Genomic DNA, 18,108 nt, shown 5'->3' on the forward strand with positions numbered 1-18,108 from the left:
ACCGGCTGCCCTATTCCGCTGCGCCGCCACACGGCAAAAAACAACGGCATCTGAAGGTGCCGTTGTTGGAGGTGCGCAAAGACGGGAGAGAAAGCCTCTCCCTTGCCGTTATCAGTCTTCCACGAAGGCTTCTTCGCGCTTGTTCTTCACGGCTGGCAGCAGCACGATGATGAGCAACAGAGCCGCCGCAGCCAGCAGGCCGGCCGACAGAGGACGCGTGACAAACACGCTCCAGTCGCCACGCGACAGCAGCAGTGCACGGCGCAGGTTCTCTTCCATCATCGGGCCAAGGATGAAGCCCAGCAGCAATGGCGCAGGCTCGGTGCCCAGCTTGTGGAAGATGTAGCCCACCAGACCGAAGCCACCCACCATCCAGATATCCCAGGTGTTGTTGTTGGTGGAGTACACGCCCACCGCACAGAACAGCACGATGGATGGGAACAGCCAGCGGTAAGGCACCGTCAGCAGCTTGATCCACACACCGATCAGCGGCAGGTTCAGGATCACCAGCATGGCATTGCCGATCCACATCGAAGCGATCAGGCCCCAGAACAGTTCTGGGTTGCTGGTCATCACCTGGGGGCCAGGCTGGATGTTGTGGATAGTCATGGCACCCACCATCAGCGCCATCACGGCGTTGGGAGGAATGCCCAGGGTCAGCAGAGGAATGAACGAGGTTTGCGAACCAGCGTTGTTGGCAGACTCAGGAGCCGCCACACCGCGGATATTGCCTTGGCCGAAGGGCACTTCACCAGGGTGCAGCTTGGTCTTCTTCTCGATAGTGTAGGCCGCGAAACCCGACAACAGCGCACCACCGCCAGGCAGGATACCCAGGGCAGAGCCCAGAGCAGTACCGCGCAGCACGGCGGGGAACATGCGCTTGAAATCCTGCGCCGTGGGGAACAGACCTTGCACCTTGGCTGTAAACACTTCGCGGTCTTCTTCGGGACGCGAAAGGTTGGCGATGATTTCACCGTAGCCGAACACGCCCATGGCGATGGTCACGAAGCCAATGCCGTCGGTCAGTTCAGGAATGTCGAAGCTGAAACGTGCCACGCCCGAATTCACGTCGGTACCCACCAAACCCATCAACAGGCCCAGAACAATCATGGCCACCGCTTTGAGCAGCGAGCCAGAAGCCAGCACCACAGCGCCAATCAGGCCCAGCACCATCAGCGAGAAGTATTCCGCAGGGCCGAACTTGAAGGCGACTTCAGTCAGCGGAGGCGCAAAGGCCGCCAGAATCAGCGTACCCACGCAGCCGGCGAAGAACGAGCCCAGACCCGCAGCGGCCAGCGCAGGGCCTGCACGGCCCTTGCGGGCCATCTGGTAGCCGTCGATCACGGTCACCACCGACGACGATTCGCCCGGCAGGTTCACCAAGATGGCGGTGGTCGAACCACCGTACTGCGCGCCGTAGTAGATACCGGCCAGCATGATCAGCGCCGCCACGGGGGGCAGCGCGTACGTGGCTGGCAGCAGCATGGCGATGGTGGCCACAGGGCCAATGCCAGGCAACACGCCAATCAGCGTGCCCAGCAGACAGCCGACAAAGCAGTAAACGAGATTTTGAAACGTGAAGGCGACGCCAAAGCCGAGCGCCAGGTTATCGAACAATTCCATGGTGGTGCTCCTGCCTTAACCCGAAATGAAACTAGGCCACACCGGGAACTGCAACTTCAGCGCCCACACGAAAGCCACGTAGCTGCCTGCCGCCAGAATGGTGGCAAGCACAAACACCGACTTGGCCCTGAACTCGTTGCCGGCCAGGCTGGCAATGAAGGTCAAGGCGTAGATGCCAACGATCAGGCCCATGGCCGGAACGCCGATGCTAGGCAGACCGCCCAGCAAGATGCCGAAGGTGAAGTTGGCCGCCAGGATGAAGAACAGCGGCTTCCAGGCCCACTTGCCGATCTTGTCCCCATCGGGGGTTTCGGCCGTGGTGGCCTGGAAGGTGATCACCAAGCCGATGATGGCCAGCAAGATCCCCAGGATCAATGGAAAGTAGCCAGGGCCCATGCGGGCGCCAGTGCCAATGTTGTACGTGGTGGCACCCCACGCAAACGCAGTGCCTACGCCCATGAACATGAGGCCGGCAAAAAAGTCTTTCTGACTCTTGATTTTCACGAGTTTGTCCCCTTTACGGAAATCCGGATCGGCCGATTGTGGTTCCAAGGTTCGGGGCACTCGATGTGGATTCCACCTACATTCCGTAACGCTCCTGTGATAGGCACCGAAATTCCAGGGAAAACCCCGTTGTGGAGAACACTCACGCCTCCAGCGGTGGCGTAGCCGCAATGACCTCTTCGAGTGAAGTTACCCCTTCCGCCACCCGCAGCGCGCCTGCCAGACGCAGCGGACGCATGCCGTCCTGCACCGCCTGGCGGCGCAGCGCCTCGATGGACGGAGCCTGGTTGATCTTGTCCTTGAGCGGCTCGGTCACCGTGAGCAGTTCATACAGCCCCATGCGCCCCTGGAACCCGGTCATGCGGCAGTCCACGCAGCCCACGGCCTTGTAAGGCTGGTAGGCACCGTTGAGCTTCCAGGGCTTGACGACCTCGGCCAAGGCCTCGCGCTGAGCGCTGGGGTCTGGCTGCTTGCACTGTTTGCAGAAGGTGCGCACCAGCCGCTGCGCCAGCACACCCAGCAGCGTGGCGTTGATGAGGTACGACGGCACACCCAGTTCCATCATGCGGGTGATGGCGCTGGGGGCATCGTTGGTGTGCAGGGTGGAGAACACCAGGTGCCCTGTCAGCGCCGCCTGAATGGCCATCTCGGCCGTTTCCAGATCGCGGATTTCACCCACCATGATGATGTCGGGGTCCTGCCGCATCAGGGCGCGCAGGCCCTCGGCAAAGTTGAAGTCGAGCTGCGGCTGCACCTGGGTCTGGTTGAAGCTGGGCTCGATCATTTCGATGGGGTCTTCCACCGTGCTGACGTTGACCTCTTCGGTGGCCACGCGCTTGAGCGTGGAGTACAGCGTGGTGGTCTTGCCCGAGCCCGTGGGCCCCGTCACCAGGATGATGCCGTGCGGGCGCTTGACCAGAGACTCCCAGCGCTGTGCGTCGTGCTGCGAAAAGCCCAGCGCGTCCAAATCTTTCACGGCGTTGTCGGGGTCAAAAATCCGCATCACCATCTTTTCGCCAAACGCCGTGGGCAGCGTGGACAAGCGCATTTCCACTTCTTCGCCGCGCGGGTTGCGGGTCTTGATGCGACCGTCCTGCGGGCGGCGCTTTTCCACCACGTCGATGCGACCGAGCAGCTTGATGCGCGAAATGATGGCGTTGTGCACGCCCATGGGCATCTGGTACACCGGGTGCAGCACCCCGTCGATGCGAAAACGGATCACGCCCTGCTCGCGCCGTGGCTCCAGGTGGATGTCGCTGGCGCGCTGGTCGAAGGCGTATTGCCACAGCCAGTCCACCACCTTGACCACGCCCTGGTCGTTGGCGTCGAGCTGCTTGTTGGTCTTGCCCAGCTCCACCAGCTGCTCAAAGCTGCTGCCGGCGCTGGCGCCACCGGCCTTCTGGGCCGAACGCACGGATTTGGCCAGCGCAAAAAATTCGGCCGTGAAGCGGTGGATGTCTTGGGGGTTGGCCACCACGCGGCGCACGGTGCGGCGCGACTGGCGCTCCACCTCGGCCACCCAGTCGGTCATGAACGGCTCGGCCGTGGCCACCACCACTTCGGTGGGCGTGACCTGCACAGGCAGCACCTTGTGGCGCTCAGCGTAGGTGGCGCTCATGGTGTCGGCCACGCGGCCCACATCCACCCGCAGCGGATCGATGCGCAGGTATGGCAGGCCGGCGCGCTGGGCCAGGTATTCGGTCAGTGCCTCGATGTCCAGCGGGCGGCCATCACTCGCACGCGCCATGGCTACGTTGGACAGGCGCACCAGCGGGTTCTGGGCGCTTTCAGCCTGCGAACAACGCGCAATGGTGCGCTGCGCCTCATCGGCCGAGATCACGCCATCGGCGCTGAGCCAGTCCACCACCTTGCGCCAGACCAGGGGGCCTGTGAATGCAGCAGCAGAAGAAGCGCGGGGAACGGCGGGAGGAACGGTGGACATGGGACAAACCTGCTGGAATCGACAACATCAACAACCTGGGCCGCACACCAGTGCCGCCCTGGCCTTCGTCAAGCCAACACGGGCTTGAACACGCGCAGCCACTTGGTGGCGGGCAGGCCCCAGCGCTCCTGCACCACCTCGGCGCGGGCCATCAGCTCGGCGCGCTTGGGGCGCGAGGGGGTGCGCTGGGCCAGCACCACGGTGTTGCCTTCGCGCGTGGGCTTGAAGGCCCACAGCGCCTCTTCACCAAAGGCTGTGGCCATGCTTTGCAGGCTGCGCTCAAAGCTGGAAGATCGGCCAAACAGGTTCACTGTCATGCAGCCATCCTCCGACAGCAGCGCGCGGCAGTCGGCGTAGAAGTCAGGGCTGTCGAGCACGGGCGCGGCGGCTTCGTGATCGTACAGGTCCACCGCCAGGGCATCCACCGTACCCAGCCACATCGGGTCGCGGATTTCCTTGGCGGCATCGCCCAGGATGACGCGCAGTTTGGCCCCATCGGGCGGCAGCTTGAACCACTGGCGGCACACGGCCAGCACCTGCGGGTTCAGCTCGATGGCGGTGGCACACAGGCGCAGTTTTTTGTGGCAGAACTTGGTGATGGCCCCAGCCCCCAGGCCCAGCTGCATGGCGTGCCGCTTGGTGACGGAGGTGGGCTCCACAAACAGCAGCCAGGCCATCATGCGCTGCACGTATTCCAGCTCCAGCGCAAAGGGGTCGTCCACACGCATGGAGCCCTGAATCCAGGGGGTGCCCAGGTGCAGGTGGCGCACTTCGCCATCGTCAGAAACGCTGACTTCCGGCAGCTCAATCTCGGTTTTTTTATTGCGGGCCATTCACACCAATCCATGCCGGGCCAGCAACTGTGCCCAGGCAGTCAATTTACGTTCAAAACTCCACGAGGCATTGGCCGGGCTGGTGGAGGGTAGCCGATGCACCGGCACCCCGAGCAGCGCCGTGCTGCGCTCATGGCGAAAGCTCTCGCCCCCATTGTGGGCGATTGCCGCCAGCCGGGGGCAGCGCGCGCGCAGGCTCGCAAAATCGTTGACCTGCGCGTTGCGAATATGGGTGTCCAGGCTGCCCACGCGCTCACAGCTGGCATACACATCCCACAACCCCAGGCCCCGCGCCAGCAGCCACTCGCAGCGCTGGCCATAATGCTCAGGCAGCGGGTGCTGCGGCCACAGCGTCTGCAAAATGCGCCAGAAATGGTTTTGCGGGTGCGCATAGTACTGCCCCGCCCGCAATGAGGCCGCACCGGGAAAGCTGCCCAGCACCAGCACCACCGTGCGCTCCGACACCACGGGCGGCAGCCCGGTCAGGCGCTGGGCGGCGGGCTGTGGAGCCGATGTGGGACTGGCGTTTTCTGTCATGGCCTGATTCTGGCGCGAAACCCGACGGGTTGCGGCTGGGCCATTTTTACTCTTTTTTTCATAGCTGCTACCGCTTGCTGCATAAGCTTTAGAGTCGGATTTTGATGCCAAAAAAACCCGCTTTCAGCCCATTTTCCAGGGTTGGGCGCAAGCCTGCACCGTAGCGAACCCAGCTGAAAATATTTTGATATCACCTCCCGCTTGCTGGGTGCGCGTCAGGGCCGGTTTTCGAGGCCTTGAAGGTATTGCTGACACAGGAAATTGGAATCTGACCCCAATTTTTCTGCAGGTTGTTCAGGGCAGACTAATTATTTTCATCAAGTCTACGCGAGGCGGAGAGGGCACCGTCGAACGGTTAATCATCCACAAGTGAAATTAACCCTCATTGATTTCCTGTTGCATAATCTCCATCCATTTTTTTAATTGACTTTCAGTTTGATCATTCATTCTGAAACCGATCCTTCATTCTGGATTTTCAACATCGCGAACAGTCACAAAAAATCCCGACCTTGCAACGTTTTTAGCACTAACTTCCGCATTTCTGAACCACCTTTCAAACAGCGCCCCCCCGATCCATTTTCCACCTGTTTCAAGGTTATATCGCCATGATCTAACATCAGAAAATGAATAGGTTTTGATTTTAAATCCGTTGGCAAGAAAAACTGTGCGGTTAGCATCATTAACAGCAATCGCACTACCATCCCATTCATGCTTGTATTTGGCATTCTGCATTTCAGGATGGGAGTTGATTGCCTTCGCTATTGACCACAGCTTTCTAGTATTAAAAAACCCGTATATGGTCAAGATGCCAAACATAAAAGTCAGCGGACCATACCCCGCCCGCCCAGCCATTAAACCAAGCAAAAGATAAAGAAAAACCCCAAAACTGAAAATCGTGACGTACAATGTTTTGTCTGATGATTTCATGATTGTTAATTATGAAAATAGTAAATTAAAGTTAGCAAATTAAATTTTAAAAACAAATTAATCGGGGTCGCATCAATTAAAACCCAACCCCTACATCATAAAAAATTAATATTTACCGCATTCAGTGAAAAAATTTTCAATTCTTTTGAAATTAAATAATGCAATTCCACATCGAACTCTTTATCGCCGAAAGAAAACCAAAATCAAAGCAGCACCAGCTATAACAATAAAAGCAGCCAGAAACACCACATACAACAGGTAAGCCAAAAATCCAGCACCTAGACCTCCCACAACACCAACGGCGGGGGCTGCGCCGGCAATCTGCCATGTCCGCCAGCCTTTCGACTTCAAAAACACGGCACTGCCAAGTGTGAGTGTGACGGTAGCTATGAGACCAATAAAATGAAACGGATAGTTTTCAGAGGTAAAAGGTTTCTCAATACCAGCATTTTTTCGCACGTAATCCCACAACTGAAACATCTTACGAGCAAGCCAGTTTTCATATTGAGGGACCGTTTCTGTTTCGAGCGGCTCAAATACAAGGCTCCCGTCATCAAACAACATTTCGTACAACTGAATTTTTTTAGTAAAGTAGCCTGATTCAACTTCTTTTCGAGCATGGCCAATAAGTTTGTTTTCGCGCCCTTTGCTGTCCTTGCTGAGATCTAGATTGAAGCCGAGCATTTCATAATCTGGAGGCACGATCATCTTTTGCTCAAGCGTCATGACACCCCACTTATCGTTGATTCGACAGGCAAACATCCGATGTCGCATGGCCAATCGAGCTCCATAAGCAAAAATTTGGGTCGTGGCATCGCATATCGGCGGAATAATTTGCTTCATATTTTGGTCCACAATAGTCATTTTTGCGTCGATACGAGCACAATCGGGCGTCCAATACTGGTAAGCATTTCTTTCAAAAACATCATGAATCGAGGAAAGAATTTTTTCACACGCCTCACTGGTCTTCGTATCAGCAGGGCCTGTAAAAAAAACTGCGTATCCGTTTTCGAACTGACCAATATAGTTTTTTCCTAGATCCCGGACAACATTCCCGCTGCGGTCTATCAGCAGATAGTTCTTGTCCTTCTGTACGCTGGCAATAGTGCCGTCGAAATCATGGACGTAAGTAAATGTGGGCTGGATTTGCCACTGTCCAGCGGTATCGATGAACCCCCATAGCAGGCTGCTGAAATACTCCCCACCGACAGTCCGCGACAGCCGCCCAGCCGCGACAATCAAGCCCCCTACTGACCAGACAGACGAGCCATCCATGCGCGGAGCCGACACCTTCACCGAGAGCCTGTTCACGATGCGCCATCTCGATGACTTCGTGCCCGCCGACCACCCCCTGCGGGTGATCCGCATCATGGTCAACAAGGCCCTGGCAAACATGGATGGGCTGTTTGCCCAGATGTATGCGGCCGACATCAAGGGCGGGCGCCCCAGCATTGCCCCCGAGAAGCTGCTGCGCGCCATGCTCATCCAGGTGCTCTACAGCGTGCGCTCGGAGCGCCAACTCATGGAGCAGACCCAGTACAACCTTCTGTTTCGCTGGTTCATTGGCCTGGCCATGGACGATGCCGTTTGGGTGCCCACCGTCTTCAGCAAGAACCGCGAACGCCTGATCGAGCACGATGCGGTCATCGAGTTCTTCAATCAGATCGTGCAACAAGCCCAGGAGCGGGAACTGCTCTCGGGCGAGCACTTCAGCGTGGATGGCACCCTGATCCAGGCCTGGGCGGGCCACAAGAGTTTTGTGCGCAAAGACCGCCAGGGCGACGACGATACCGACGCGGGGAACTTCAAAGGCCAAAAGCGCAGCAACGACACCCACGAGTCCACAACGGACGCGGATGCAAGGCTGTACCGCAAGGGCAAGACGGCCAGTGAGTTGCGCTTCATGGGCCACACACTCACCGACAACCGCCATGGGTTGGTGGTCAGTGCTGTGGTCACCCAGGCTGACGGGCATGCCGAACGTGAAGCGGCCAAGGCCATGATCAACGATGCGCGGCAGGCACTACCGGGCGATGAGCCCATCACTATCACGCTGGGCGCGGACAAGGGTTACGACGCCAGGGAGTTCATCGACGCGCTGCAAGAGATGAACGTGCTGCCCCATGTGGCGCAGAACAAATCGGGGCGCCAGTCGGCAGTTCCTGACGCGATTGCAAACAGCGAAGGCTACGCCATCTCCCAGCAAAAGAGAAAGCTGATCGAACAAGGCTTTGGCTGGGCCAAGATGATCGGCAGCATCCGGCAAGTGATGGTGCGCGGACTGCAAAAGGTCGACCAGTTGTTTGTGCTGAACATGGCTGCGTACAACCTCACGCGCATGCGCACCTTGGGACAGGTGCGTCTGCAGGGTGCCAGCGGGGTGTAAAGGGCGAAGAAAAGGGCTCAAAAACGAGCAAAACAGGCCCAGACTGCTGAAAAATCAGGCGGTTCCGTCAAAAGCGGGGAGGTGGGCTGGGCTGCGGCGGGGAGTATTTCAGCAGCCTGATAGGCCGCTTTGTGCGTCTTTTGCTGGCATTCGATCGTAGTCATTGGTCGAAGTACGTATGTAGGCGAACTTGGGTGCCACAACTTGGTGAACTTTTCTGTTGCTGTCGCGTCGGCACAGGCCATAGAGGTCTTTTTGCTGCACAAGTTGGCCCGCCTCTACACCGCCGCAGCTGAACACTTCGGGCATCGCAGCGTTGGTTTGCCATAGCAAAAATACCGTTATAAAAAATTTGATAGCGATCAGGTACGTGTGGGCTGACTGGGCGGTCCGCATAAGATCCTCTTATTGCTCCGGCCCCATGAAGTCTCAAGCGGCGGCATATTTGACGCGGGGATCCTGAAAGTAGCTCATCACCCGCTCGGGTGACTTCTCCAGCATGGCCATGTGTTCGTTGGCCGCATCGCGCAGTTTTGCTTTTGTTCTGACCGGGACCCGCTTGCCCATGGCCTGCTTGAGGTCGGCGTTCAAACGCTCTTCTGGGTTGAGTTCCGGGCTGTAGCTGGGCAGGTAGAACACCTCGATCTGTTCCTTTCTCTCTGCCAGCCACGCCTTGACCGGTTTGCTGTGATGTACACGCAGGTTGTCAAGGATCAGGAACACCTTCTTGCCCGCGTCCTTGATCAAGGCCTCCAGGAACTCAATCAACTTGTCGCTGTTGAAGGCCTCGTCAATGATCATCCAGCGTGCCTTGCCCCGGTTGGTCACCGTGGCGATCATCGACAGCTTCTGGCGTGTGCTGCCCACCGTGAACGCCACGGGTGTCTCACCTGCTGGTGCATAGCTCCTGCCGCGTACATCGGTGTTGACCAGTGCGGTCTCATCGCCCCAGTGGATTTCGCCGCCCTCAGCCTTGGCCTTGGCCTCGATGGCCGGGTAGTGTTCATCTAGCCAGGCCTTGACGGCTTCGGGGCGTTGTTCGTATGCCTTCTTGATGGGCTTTTGTGGGGTGAAACCCCAGCGTGCCAGGTATTTGCCCACGGTGCGCACACCCAATTTCAAGCCACATTCCTGTTCGATAAGCTGCATCACGGCGGCGCGACTCCACAGGAAGAAGTCCATCTTCAATTGCTCGGGACGTTTGTCGCAGATGGTCTTTTGGATGTGGACTTCTTGCTCGGGCGTGAGCAATCGGGCATCGCCTTTCGTGCGACCACGACCGGCTGGTTTGATGGCTGGCCAGCCGCCTTGCTCGAACAGATCAAGCACCTTGCGCACAGCCGGGTAGCTCAAGCCCGACATCTGCACCAGTTCCATGACTTTGATGCCCCGTTTGTGCAGTCGGATGACTTGCTTGCGCCGCTCGTGAAGCTGCTCCAGGGTTTGGTATCTCGCGTCTTCTTTGTCCATGCTGCTTCGAACGCGAAAATCAGCAGAAAGTTCAATCTTTATGGGGCCCGATCAATAGGCAACTACTATGGGTTTCTATCCTAGAACACTTCCGTTTCGATTCTCATCGCTTGAATCGCTGATCGTCGGTCCATGGGACAGCCTCGTTTTCCAGAATTGCAGTGGATGAATCGGGGTCAAATTCCAATTACCCCAATCCCACCAACCTGGTCGGCGACATTTTTTTTGATAGCGCCTCCCGCTTGCCAGATAAGCGGCAGCGCCACTTTTCACCCACGCAACAACCCGGCCAGACGCGGCAGCGCGGCACAGGCGTTGGCCGTGGTGGCGCGGGCCAGTGCCGCGAGCGGCACACCGCGCACATCGGCCAACACTTGGGCAATGCGGGGCAATTGGACGGGTGTGTTGCGCCCCTGCGGCTGGCCTGCGGCCCGCTGCGCGGCGGGGGTGTAGAGCCAGTGCGGGGGGATGTCGGGCGCGTCGGTTTCCAGAACGATGGCTGATTCGGGCAGCTCGGCCGCCAGCCGGCGCAGTTGCAGCGCGCGGTCATACGTCACGGCGCCGCCAAAACCGAGCTTGAAGCCCAGCGCCATGAAAGCCTGTGCCTGCTGGCTGCTGCCGTTGAAGGCGTGGGCGATGCCGCCGGGCACGGCGATGTCGCGCAGGCCCTTGAGCAGTTTGTCAGCCGAGCGGCGCACATGCAGGATGACGGGCAAATCAAACCGCCGCGCCAGCGCGAGCTGCGCGCGGTAAAAGCGCTGCTGGCGTTCGGCGTCCAGCCCCGGCACAAAGTAGTCGAGCCCGATTTCGCCCACCGCCACCAGGCGCGGGTCAGCGCGGTGCTGCTGCAGGGTGTGGGCCAGCAGCTCCAGGTCTTCGTCTTGAGCGCGGCCGGTGTACAGGGGGTGAATGCCCAGGGCGTAGCTGTCGCCATGGCGGTGGGCCAGCAGGCGCACGCTGTCCCAGTTGCTGCGCTCTACCGCGGGCAGCACGCAATGCACCACGCCCTGGGCCCGGGCCTGCTCGCGCACCGCATCCACATCGTGCGCCAGTTCAGGCGCATCCAGGTGGGCGTGGGTGTCAATCCAGGCCATGGGCCGCGTGTATGCCAATCAGCGCAGCACGCCAGAGGTCAAACGAACCACCCGGTGGCAGCGCGCGGCCAGTGATTCATCGTGCGTCACCATCACAAACGCGGTGCCCTGGTCGCGGGCCAGTTGCAGCATCAGGTCAAACACGCCATCGGCGGTGTTGCGGTCGAGGTTGCCGGTGGGCTCGTCGGCCAGCACGCAGGCCGGGCGGGTGACCAGGGCGCGGGCAATGGCCACGCGCTGGCGCTCGCCACCCGACAGCTCGGCCGGGCGATGCTGCAAGCGCCCAGCCAGGCCCACAGAGGCCAGCACGCGCTCGGCCTCGGCATGGCACTGGGCCAACGGCAGGCGGCGGATGCGCAGGGGCATGGCTACGTTGTCCAGCGCGCTGAACTCCGGCAGCAGGTGGTGGAACTGGTAGATGAAGCCCAGGTGCTGGTTGCGCAGCTGGCCCTGCCGCTCGGGCGAGAGGGTGGACAGCTCCGAGCCCTTGAGCCGCACCGTGCCCGCCGTGGGCGCATCCAGCCCGCCCAGCAGGTGCAGCAGCGTGCTCTTGCCCGAGCCCGAAGCGCCGACGATGGCCAACGTTTCGCCTGCGCGGATTTGCAGGTCCACGCCGTGCAGCACGGTCACATCCAGGCGGCCTTCGGTGAAGCGCTTGGTCAGGCCCTTGGCTTCCAGCACCACTTCACCGCCCAGAGAATTTTGGCCATTTTGGCCTGCAGCGCCCTCTGAATAAGCGCGAGCAGCTACATTATTCATAGCGGAGTGCCTCTGCAGGATTGACACGGCTGGCACGCCAGCTGGGGTACAGCGTGGCCACAAAAGCCAGCACCAAAGAAATGACGCCAATGGGCACGATGTCGCTGGCCTGCGGCTCGCTCGGCATCTTGCTGATGAGGTAAATGTCCTTGGGCAAGAAGCTGGCGTTCAGCGCCCGCTCGATGGCCGGGACGATCACGTCGATGTTGGCGGCAATGCCCAAACCCAGCAGCAGGCCCACGCAGGTGCCAATCACCCCCACCATGGCGCCCTGCACCACAAAGATGCCCATGATGCTTTTGGGGCTGGCGCCCAGGGTGCGCAGGATGGCGATGTCGGCGCGCTTGTCGGTCACCGTCATCACCAGCGTGCTCACCAGGTTGAACGCCGCCACCGCCACGATGAGCGTGAGGATGATGAACATCATGCGTTTTTCAAGCTGCACGGCGGCAAACCAGGTGCGGTTTTGCTGCGTCCAGTCACGGATCAGCAAGTCGCCGCTCAGGCTGCCTGCCAGTTGCTGTGCCACGGTGCGGGCCTCGTGCAGGTCCTTGAGCTTCAGGCGCACGCCCGTGGGGCCTTCCAGGCGGAAGATGCGCTGGGCGTCTTCGTGGTGCAGCATCACCAGGGCCGAGTCGTACTCGTAGTGGCCCGAATCAAACGTACCCGCCACCGTCATCTGCTTGAGGCGTGGCACCACACCCGCGGGCGTGACCTGCCCGGCCGGAGCAATCAGCGTGATGGCATCACCCACACGCGCCCCCAGCGAACGGGCCAGCTCGCGTCCCAGCACCACGCGGAACTCGCCGGGCACCAGTTGCTTGAGCACCTCGGCGTTGGTAGCGGCCAGGTCGGTCACCGCGCCTTCTTTGTCGGGGTCAATACCGCGCACCAGTGTGCCCTTCATGTCTTCGCCACGCGCCAGCAGCGCCTGGGCCGACACAAAGGGCGCAGCGCCCACCACATTGGGGTTGCGCTGGGCCTCGGCCAGCGTCCGGGCGGGGTCGGGCATCGCGGCCCCGTGGGGCGCGAAGATCTCGATGTGCGACACCACACTGAGCATGCGGTCGCGCACCTCTTTTTGAAAGCCGTTCATCACGCTCAGCACGATGATGAGCGCCGCCACCCCCAGCGCAATGCCCAGCATGGACACGCCCGAGATGAACGAGATGAAGCCGTTGCGCCGCGTAGCGCGGCCGGCGCGGGTGTAGCGCCAGCCCAAAGCCAGTTCGTAAGGAATTTGCATGGAAGCGCGATTGTGGCATTGGGTGGAAGCCCTTCTGAACAAACCGCCAGGGCGCCCCCCGGATAATCCCCCCCATGGCTCTTATCACCCTACTCAATGCCCAGCTGGCTTTCGGGCATGTCGCTTTGCTGGACCACACCGGCTTTTCCCTTGAAACCAATGAACGCGTCGGCCTGATTGGCCGCAACGGCGCGGGCAAGTCTTCGCTGCTCAAAATTCTGGGCGGGCTGGCCAAGCCCGACGACGGCACGCTGCAAGTGCAGCAAGGCACCCGCATCGCCTTTGTGGAGCAAGAACCCGCACTGGACCCCGACGCCACCATCTTCCAGGCGGCCTCTGCCGGGCTGGCCGGGGTGATTGCCTTGCGCGACCAATACCTGGCCCACGCCGAGGGCGTGGACCTGGACGCCCTGCAAACCCAGATCGAGGCGGCTGACGCCTGGAACTGGGAGCAGCGCGTGGAAGAAACCCTGCAGCGTCTGCACCTGAACCCCGACGCCCGCGTGGGCGACCTCTCTGGCGGCACCAAAAAGCGCGTGGCCCTGGCCCAGGCGCTGGTGGCCCGGCCCGATGTGCTGCTGCTCGATGAACCCACCAACCACCTGGACCTGGACTCCATCCGCTGGCTGGAGGACTTGCTCATCGACTTCAAGGGCAGCGTGGTCACCATCACCCACGACCGGGCGTTTCTGGACCGCATTGCCACCCGCATCGTTGAGCTGGACCGGGGCCAGCTGCGCTCGTACCCTGGCAACTTTGCCGCCTACCGCCTGCAAAAGGAAGAGCAGCTGGCGCAGGAAGCCGTCATCAACGCCAAGGCCGACAAGCTGCTGGCGCAGGAAGAAGTGTGGGTGCGCAAGGGCGTGGAAGCGCGCCGCACCCGTAGCCAAAGCCGCATTGGCCGACTGGAAAAGCTGCGCGAAACCCGCGCCGCCCGCCGCGACGTGGTGGGCAAGGTGAAGATGGAAGTGGGCACCGGGGGCGACAGCAACTACCAGGGCAAGATCGTGGCCGAGCTGCAGCACGTGAGCAAAGCCTTTGGCGACAAGGTGATTGCCCGCGACTTCAGCGCCACGCTGCTGCGCGGCGACAAGATTGGCCTGCTGGGCCCCAACGGCGCAGGCAAGACCACGCTGCTCAAGATGATTCTGGGCGAGCTAGAACCCGACAGCGGCACCATCCGCCGCGGCGCCAACCTGCAGGTGGCCTACTTCGACCAGCTGCGCGACGCGATTGACCTGGACGCCACGCTGGAAGACTTCATCAGTCCCGGCAGCGAGTGGATCGAGATCAACGGGCAGCGCAAGCATGTGCGCAGCTACCTGGGCGACTTTCTGTTCTCGCCCGCCCGCGCGCATTCGCCCGTGCGGTCGCTGTCGGGCGGTGAGCGCAACCGCCTGCTGCTGGCCCGCCTGTTCGCCCGCCCCGCCACCGTGCTGGTGCTGGACGAGCCCACCAACGACCTGGACATCGAAACCATCGACCTGCTGGAAGAACTGCTGCTGGACTACCCTGGCACCGTGTTCCTCGTCAGCCACGACCGCACCTTTCTGGACAACGTGGTCACCAGCACCATTGCCTACGAAGGCGACGGTGTGTGGCGCGAATTTGAAGGCGGTGTGGAAGACTGGCTGCAGCAATCCCAGCGCAGCCAGGCCCTGCGCGATCAGCGCAACACCCCGCCCGCAGCCACGGCAGCGCCTGCCGCAGAGGGCAAGGGCGGCAACGCGGCGGCCAAAGACGAACAAGCCGCCGCCCCCAAGAAGAAGCTGAGCTACAAGGAGCAGCGCGAGCTGGAGCAACTGCCCGACCGCATCGCCGCGCTGGAGGCCGAGCAGCAGTCCATCCAGCAAGAGCTGGCCGATGGCACGCTTTACACCCGCGACCCGCAGCGCGCCACGGCCCTGCACGCCCGCGAAGGCGTGATCGAAGAAGAACTGCTGGCCGCGCTGGAGCGGTGGACGGATCTGGCGCCCTGAGCGATGGCGGGGCCCAGCCCCCGCCGCCCAAGCCGCTGCCGAACCACCGCCCCTGCGGCGGCCATGCAGCCCGCCCGCTGCCGCACCCACGAAAATACGGCCCATGCCCGCACCGCACCATTTGCTGATCCCGTACGCCGCCAGCCGCGCCCCTGGCGCGCAAGAGGCCCTGAAAGGCCTGGCCCTGCCCCATCTGGACCGCCTGCTGGCCCGCCTGAGCACGGCAGACGCCAGCCCTGGCGAGGAAACCAGCCTCACCCCCCCGCACGAACGCGCGCTGGCGCAAGCGCTGGGCATGGGCACCCAAGACGGGCTCATCCCCTGGGCCGCGTGGCACCGCCTGCAGCAAGGGCAACCCACAGGTCAGACACCGGACGCTTCCGCCTGGGCCTTCATCACGCCCTGCCAGTGGCAAGTCACCACCGACCACATCACCCTGCACGACCCGGCCCACCTGGGCCTGAACGAAGCTGCCTCGCGTGAGCTGCTCGCCATCGTGGCCCCGTGGTTTGCCGAGGACGGCATCACCCTGCACTACGACCAGCCCACCCGCTGGCTGGCCAGCAGCCCCCTGTTTGCCACGCTGGCCACCGCCTCGCTCGAACGCGTGCAGGGCCGCGACGTGCGCGCCTGGATGCCAAACGCGCGCGAGGCCCGCACCCTGCACCGCCTGCAAAGCGAAATGCAGATGCTGCTCTACACCCACCCCTTCAACGACGCGCGCGGGGCCCAGGGCCTGCCAGCAGTCAACTCGTTCTGGGTACACGGCACCGGGGCATTGCCCGCGGATCTGACAACGCCCGCGCAGCCGCCGCAGGTGGCAGATGCCCTGCGTGCCCCCGCCCTGCGCGAAGACTGGCGCGCCTGGGCCAGCGCCTGGACCGCGCTGGACGCAGGCCCCGTGGCCGAGCTGCTGCGGCAAGCCGAACAGGGCCAGCCCGTGCGGCTGACGCTGAGTGGCGAGCACAGCGCGCAATCCTTCCACACCGCGCCCCTGGGGCTGGTGCAACGCATTCAACGCTTTTTAAGGCCCCAGCGCTTTATGGACGTGCGCGAGCAGCTATGAAAATAGTAGCAAGAAACATTCCCCCCCGCACCGCCTGGGCGCTGGAGCAAGCAGGCGTACACCCCCTGCTGGCGCGCCTGTATGCCGCACGCGGCGTGCAAAGCAAAGACGAGCTGGACGACGGCCTGGCCCGCCTGCTGCCCCCCAGCGGTGAAAAAGGCATGAAAGGCATTGACACCGCCGCCCGCCTGCTGGCCGACGCCATGGCGAAAAACCAGCGCCTCATCATCGTGGCCGATTACGACTGCGACGGTGCCACCGCCTGCGCCGTGGGCGTGCGCGGCCTGCGCCTGCTGGGCGCGCAGAACGTGGACTACCTGGTGCCCGACCGCGTGGCCGACGGCTACGGCCTCACCGCCTCCATCGCCCGCCGCGTAAAGGAACGCGGTGCCGACGTGCTCATCACCGTGGACAACGGCATTGCCAGCGTGGAAGGCGTGGCCGAGGCCAAGGCCCTGGGCCTGCAAGTGCTCGTTACCGACCACCACCTGCCCGGCCCCGCGCTGCCTGCGGCAGATGCCATCGTCAACCCCAACCAGCCCGGCTGCACGTTCGAGAGCAAGTCCATGGCCGGGGTGGGCGTGATGTTCTACGTGCTGCTGGCACTGCGGGCCGAGCTGCGTGCACGCGGCGTTTTTGATGCCGCCACCCAACCGAAGCTTGACCCGCTGCTCACCCTGGTCGCACTGGGCACCGTGGCCGACGTCGTGAAGCTCGACGCCAACAACCGCCGCCTTGTGGCCCAGGGCCTCAAGCGCATCCGCGCAGGCCAAATGCCCGCTGGCGTGGCCGCTCTGTTCCACGCAGCAGGCCGCAAGGCGGCTGCGGCCACCACGTTCGACTTTGGCTTTGCCCTGGGCCCGCGCATCAACGCCGCAGGCCGCCTGGCCGACATGACGCTGGGCATCGAATGCCTGCTGACGGACGACGCAGGCCGCGCTGCCGAACTGGCCGCCATGCTGGACGGCATCAACCGCGAGCGCCGCGAGATCGAAGGCGGCATGCGCGAGCAGGCCATGCTGATGGCCGAGAGCCTGTTTGACGAGAGCGAGGAGCCCCCACCCGCCATCAGCGTGTTCGACCCGGACTTTCACGAAGGCGTGGTGGGTATCGTGGCCAGCCGCATCAAGGACAAGCTGCACCGCCCCACCTTTGTGTTTGCCGCCAGCAGCGCGCCGGGCAAGGAGCACGAACTCAAGGGCTCGGGCCGCTCCATCCCCGGCTTTCACCTGCGCGATGCGCTGGACCTGGTGGCCAAACGCCACCCCGGCGTCATCCTCAAGTTCGGCGGGCACGCCATGGCGGCGGGCTGCACGGTGGCAGAGGAATCGTTCGACGTGTTTGAGCAGGCCTTTGCCCAGGTCGCTCAGGAATGGCTGGACGCCGCCACCCTCACCCGCAAGATCGAAACCGACGGCCCCCTGGCCCCCGAATACTGCCGCGCCGACATCGTGGACACCCTGCACCGCGAAGTGTGGGGCCAGGGCTTTTTGCCGCCCACCTTCAGCGAAGAGGTGGAGGTGCTGAGCCAGCGCCTGGTGGGCGAGGCCAAGAACCACCTCTCCATCAAGCTCATTCACCAGGGCAACCCGGTAGACGCCATCTGGTTTGGCCGCACCGAACCCCTGCCCGCCCGGGTGCTGCTGGCCTTCCGCCTGGATGTGAACGAATGGAAGGGCGAGCGCAAGGTGCAGTTTCTGGTGGAAGGGGCGCAGCTGTAGGCCGCGCGGGAGGCACGCACC

The 18,108-nt window shown here is 62.0% G+C and carries 16 protein-coding genes; 4 read left to right on the forward strand and 12 right to left on the reverse strand.

The features are described 5' to 3' along the window. Positions 1 to 111: 111 nt before the first annotated feature. The 7 genes from PQV96_RS14720 to PQV96_RS14750 form a co-directional block, all read right to left on the reverse strand. Positions 112 to 1,623, reverse strand: a complete 1,512-nt coding sequence (locus tag PQV96_RS14720; RefSeq protein WP_273623344.1) for a tripartite tricarboxylate transporter permease — start codon at positions 1,621 to 1,623, stop codon at positions 112 to 114. Positions 1,624 to 1,638: 15 nt separating this feature from the next. Then, on the reverse strand, positions 1,639 to 2,127 hold the full coding sequence (locus PQV96_RS14725; protein WP_207373897.1) for a tripartite tricarboxylate transporter TctB family protein: 489 nt from the start codon (positions 2,125 to 2,127) through the stop codon (positions 1,639 to 1,641). A 142-nt stretch (positions 2,128 to 2,269) separates the two neighbouring features. Continuing rightward, entirely contained in the window at positions 2,270 to 4,069 is a 1,800-nt protein-coding gene (tfpB, locus tag PQV96_RS14730) for a type IV pilus assembly ATPase TfpB (protein ID WP_273623345.1), read from the reverse strand. Between the two features lie 68 nt (positions 4,070 to 4,137). After that, positions 4,138 to 4,902, reverse strand: coding sequence for a class I SAM-dependent methyltransferase (locus tag PQV96_RS14735; RefSeq protein ID WP_273623346.1), 765 nt, complete (start codon positions 4,900 to 4,902; stop codon positions 4,138 to 4,140). After that, positions 4,903 to 5,439: a DNA-deoxyinosine glycosylase gene (locus PQV96_RS14740; RefSeq protein ID WP_273623348.1), complete on the reverse strand. Its 537-nt coding sequence runs from the start codon at positions 5,437 to 5,439 to the stop codon at positions 4,903 to 4,905. Positions 5,440 to 5,901: 462 nt separating this feature from the next. Next, the gene (locus PQV96_RS14745) at positions 5,902 to 6,366 is read right to left on the reverse strand and encodes a DUF4755 domain-containing protein (protein ID WP_273623349.1); all 465 of its coding nucleotides are present in this window, start codon (positions 6,364 to 6,366) and stop codon (positions 5,902 to 5,904) included. 180 nt (positions 6,367 to 6,546) lie between these two features. Beyond that, on the reverse strand, positions 6,547 to 7,641 hold the full coding sequence (locus PQV96_RS14750; protein WP_273623350.1) for a WG repeat-containing protein: 1,095 nt from the start codon (positions 7,639 to 7,641) through the stop codon (positions 6,547 to 6,549). On the opposite strand from PQV96_RS14750, the gene PQV96_RS14755 reads away from it, so the two are divergent. Then, a complete protein-coding gene (locus PQV96_RS14755) occupies positions 7,640 to 8,752 on the forward strand; it encodes an IS5 family transposase (protein WP_273623351.1) in 1,113 nt (370 codons plus the stop codon). The two genes, PQV96_RS14750 and PQV96_RS14755, sit on opposite strands and share 2 nt — an antisense overlap. Before the next feature lie 108 nt (positions 8,753 to 8,860). Here the strand turns inward: PQV96_RS14755 and PQV96_RS14760 are convergent, their stop codons facing one another. The 5 genes from PQV96_RS14760 to PQV96_RS14780 all read right to left on the reverse strand — a co-directional run bounded on the left by PQV96_RS14760 (position 8,861) and on the right by PQV96_RS14780 (position 13,321). After that, positions 8,861 to 9,148 carry a hypothetical protein gene (locus PQV96_RS14760; protein ID WP_273623352.1) on the reverse strand — a complete coding sequence of 96 codons (288 nt, stop codon included), beginning with the start codon at positions 9,146 to 9,148 and terminating at the stop codon, positions 8,861 to 8,863. Positions 9,149 to 9,181: 33 nt separating this feature from the next. After that, positions 9,182 to 10,222 (reverse strand): IS630 family transposase, encoded by a 1,041-nt coding sequence (locus PQV96_RS14765; RefSeq protein ID WP_044395424.1) that lies wholly within the window; start codon positions 10,220 to 10,222, stop codon positions 9,182 to 9,184. Between the two features lie 269 nt (positions 10,223 to 10,491). Further along, the gene (locus PQV96_RS14770; protein ID WP_273623353.1) at positions 10,492 to 11,316 is read right to left on the reverse strand and encodes a TatD family hydrolase; all 825 of its coding nucleotides are present in this window, start codon (positions 11,314 to 11,316) and stop codon (positions 10,492 to 10,494) included. Between the two features lie 18 nt (positions 11,317 to 11,334). Further along, positions 11,335 to 12,075: a lipoprotein-releasing ABC transporter ATP-binding protein LolD gene (lolD, locus tag PQV96_RS14775; protein ID WP_273623354.1), complete on the reverse strand. Its 741-nt coding sequence runs from the start codon at positions 12,073 to 12,075 to the stop codon at positions 11,335 to 11,337. Then, positions 12,068 to 13,321, reverse strand: a complete 1,254-nt coding sequence (locus PQV96_RS14780) for a lipoprotein-releasing ABC transporter permease subunit (protein WP_207373892.1) — start codon at positions 13,319 to 13,321, stop codon at positions 12,068 to 12,070. Before PQV96_RS14780 ends, lolD begins: the two co-directional genes overlap by 8 nt. 74 nt (positions 13,322 to 13,395) lie before the next feature. On the opposite strand from PQV96_RS14780, the gene abc-f reads away from it, so the two are divergent. From abc-f to recJ, 3 genes are all read left to right on the forward strand, one after another. After that, the gene (gene abc-f / locus PQV96_RS14785; RefSeq protein WP_207373891.1) at positions 13,396 to 15,300 is read left to right on the forward strand and encodes a ribosomal protection-like ABC-F family protein; all 1,905 of its coding nucleotides are present in this window, start codon (positions 13,396 to 13,398) and stop codon (positions 15,298 to 15,300) included. A 103-nt stretch (positions 15,301 to 15,403) separates the two neighbouring features. After that, positions 15,404 to 16,366 carry a phosphoglycerate mutase gene (locus PQV96_RS14790; RefSeq protein ID WP_207373890.1) on the forward strand — a complete coding sequence of 321 codons (963 nt, stop codon included), beginning with the start codon at positions 15,404 to 15,406 and terminating at the stop codon, positions 16,364 to 16,366. Next, the gene (recJ, locus tag PQV96_RS14795) at positions 16,363 to 18,087 is read left to right on the forward strand and encodes a single-stranded-DNA-specific exonuclease RecJ (RefSeq protein ID WP_273623355.1); all 1,725 of its coding nucleotides are present in this window, start codon (positions 16,363 to 16,365) and stop codon (positions 18,085 to 18,087) included. Before PQV96_RS14790 ends, recJ begins: the two co-directional genes overlap by 4 nt. The last annotated feature ends 21 nt before the right edge of the window (positions 18,088 to 18,108 follow it).

The sequence above is a fragment of the Acidovorax temperans genome (assembly GCF_028596105.1).
Lineage (GTDB): Bacteria > Pseudomonadota > Gammaproteobacteria > Burkholderiales > Burkholderiaceae_C > Acidovorax > Acidovorax temperans.

Excerpts from the sequence above, each read along its gene's own strand:
- PQV96_RS14720 (WP_273623344.1), bottom strand. The coding sequence starts at position 1,623 with ATGGAATTGTTCGATAACCTGGCGCTCGGCTTTGGCGTCGCCTTCACG.
- tfpB (WP_273623345.1), bottom strand. The coding sequence starts at position 4,069 with ATGTCCACCGTTCCTCCCGCCGTTCCCCGCGCTTCTTCTGCTGCTGCA.
- PQV96_RS14735 (WP_273623346.1), bottom strand. The coding sequence starts at position 4,902 with ATGGCCCGCAATAAAAAAACCGAGATTGAGCTGCCGGAAGTCAGCGTT.
- PQV96_RS14740 (WP_273623348.1), bottom strand. The coding sequence starts at position 5,439 with ATGACAGAAAACGCCAGTCCCACATCGGCTCCACAGCCCGCCGCCCAG.
- PQV96_RS14745 (WP_273623349.1), bottom strand. The coding sequence starts at position 6,366 with ATGAAATCATCAGACAAAACATTGTACGTCACGATTTTCAGTTTTGGG.
- PQV96_RS14755 (WP_273623351.1), top strand. The coding sequence starts at position 7,640 with ATGCGCGGAGCCGACACCTTCACCGAGAGCCTGTTCACGATGCGCCAT.
- PQV96_RS14750 (WP_273623350.1), bottom strand. The coding sequence starts at position 7,641 with ATGGATGGCTCGTCTGTCTGGTCAGTAGGGGGCTTGATTGTCGCGGCT.
- PQV96_RS14760 (WP_273623352.1), bottom strand. The coding sequence starts at position 9,148 with ATGCGGACCGCCCAGTCAGCCCACACGTACCTGATCGCTATCAAATTT.
- PQV96_RS14765 (WP_044395424.1), bottom strand. The coding sequence starts at position 10,222 with ATGGACAAAGAAGACGCGAGATACCAAACCCTGGAGCAGCTTCACGAG.
- PQV96_RS14770 (WP_273623353.1), bottom strand. The coding sequence starts at position 11,316 with ATGGCCTGGATTGACACCCACGCCCACCTGGATGCGCCTGAACTGGCG.
- lolD (WP_273623354.1), bottom strand. The coding sequence starts at position 12,075 with ATGAATAATGTAGCTGCTCGCGCTTATTCAGAGGGCGCTGCAGGCCAA.
- PQV96_RS14780 (WP_207373892.1), bottom strand. The coding sequence starts at position 13,321 with ATGCAAATTCCTTACGAACTGGCTTTGGGCTGGCGCTACACCCGCGCC.
- abc-f (WP_207373891.1), top strand. The coding sequence starts at position 13,396 with ATGGCTCTTATCACCCTACTCAATGCCCAGCTGGCTTTCGGGCATGTC.
- PQV96_RS14790 (WP_207373890.1), top strand. The coding sequence starts at position 15,404 with ATGCCCGCACCGCACCATTTGCTGATCCCGTACGCCGCCAGCCGCGCC.
- recJ (WP_273623355.1), top strand. The coding sequence starts at position 16,363 with ATGAAAATAGTAGCAAGAAACATTCCCCCCCGCACCGCCTGGGCGCTG.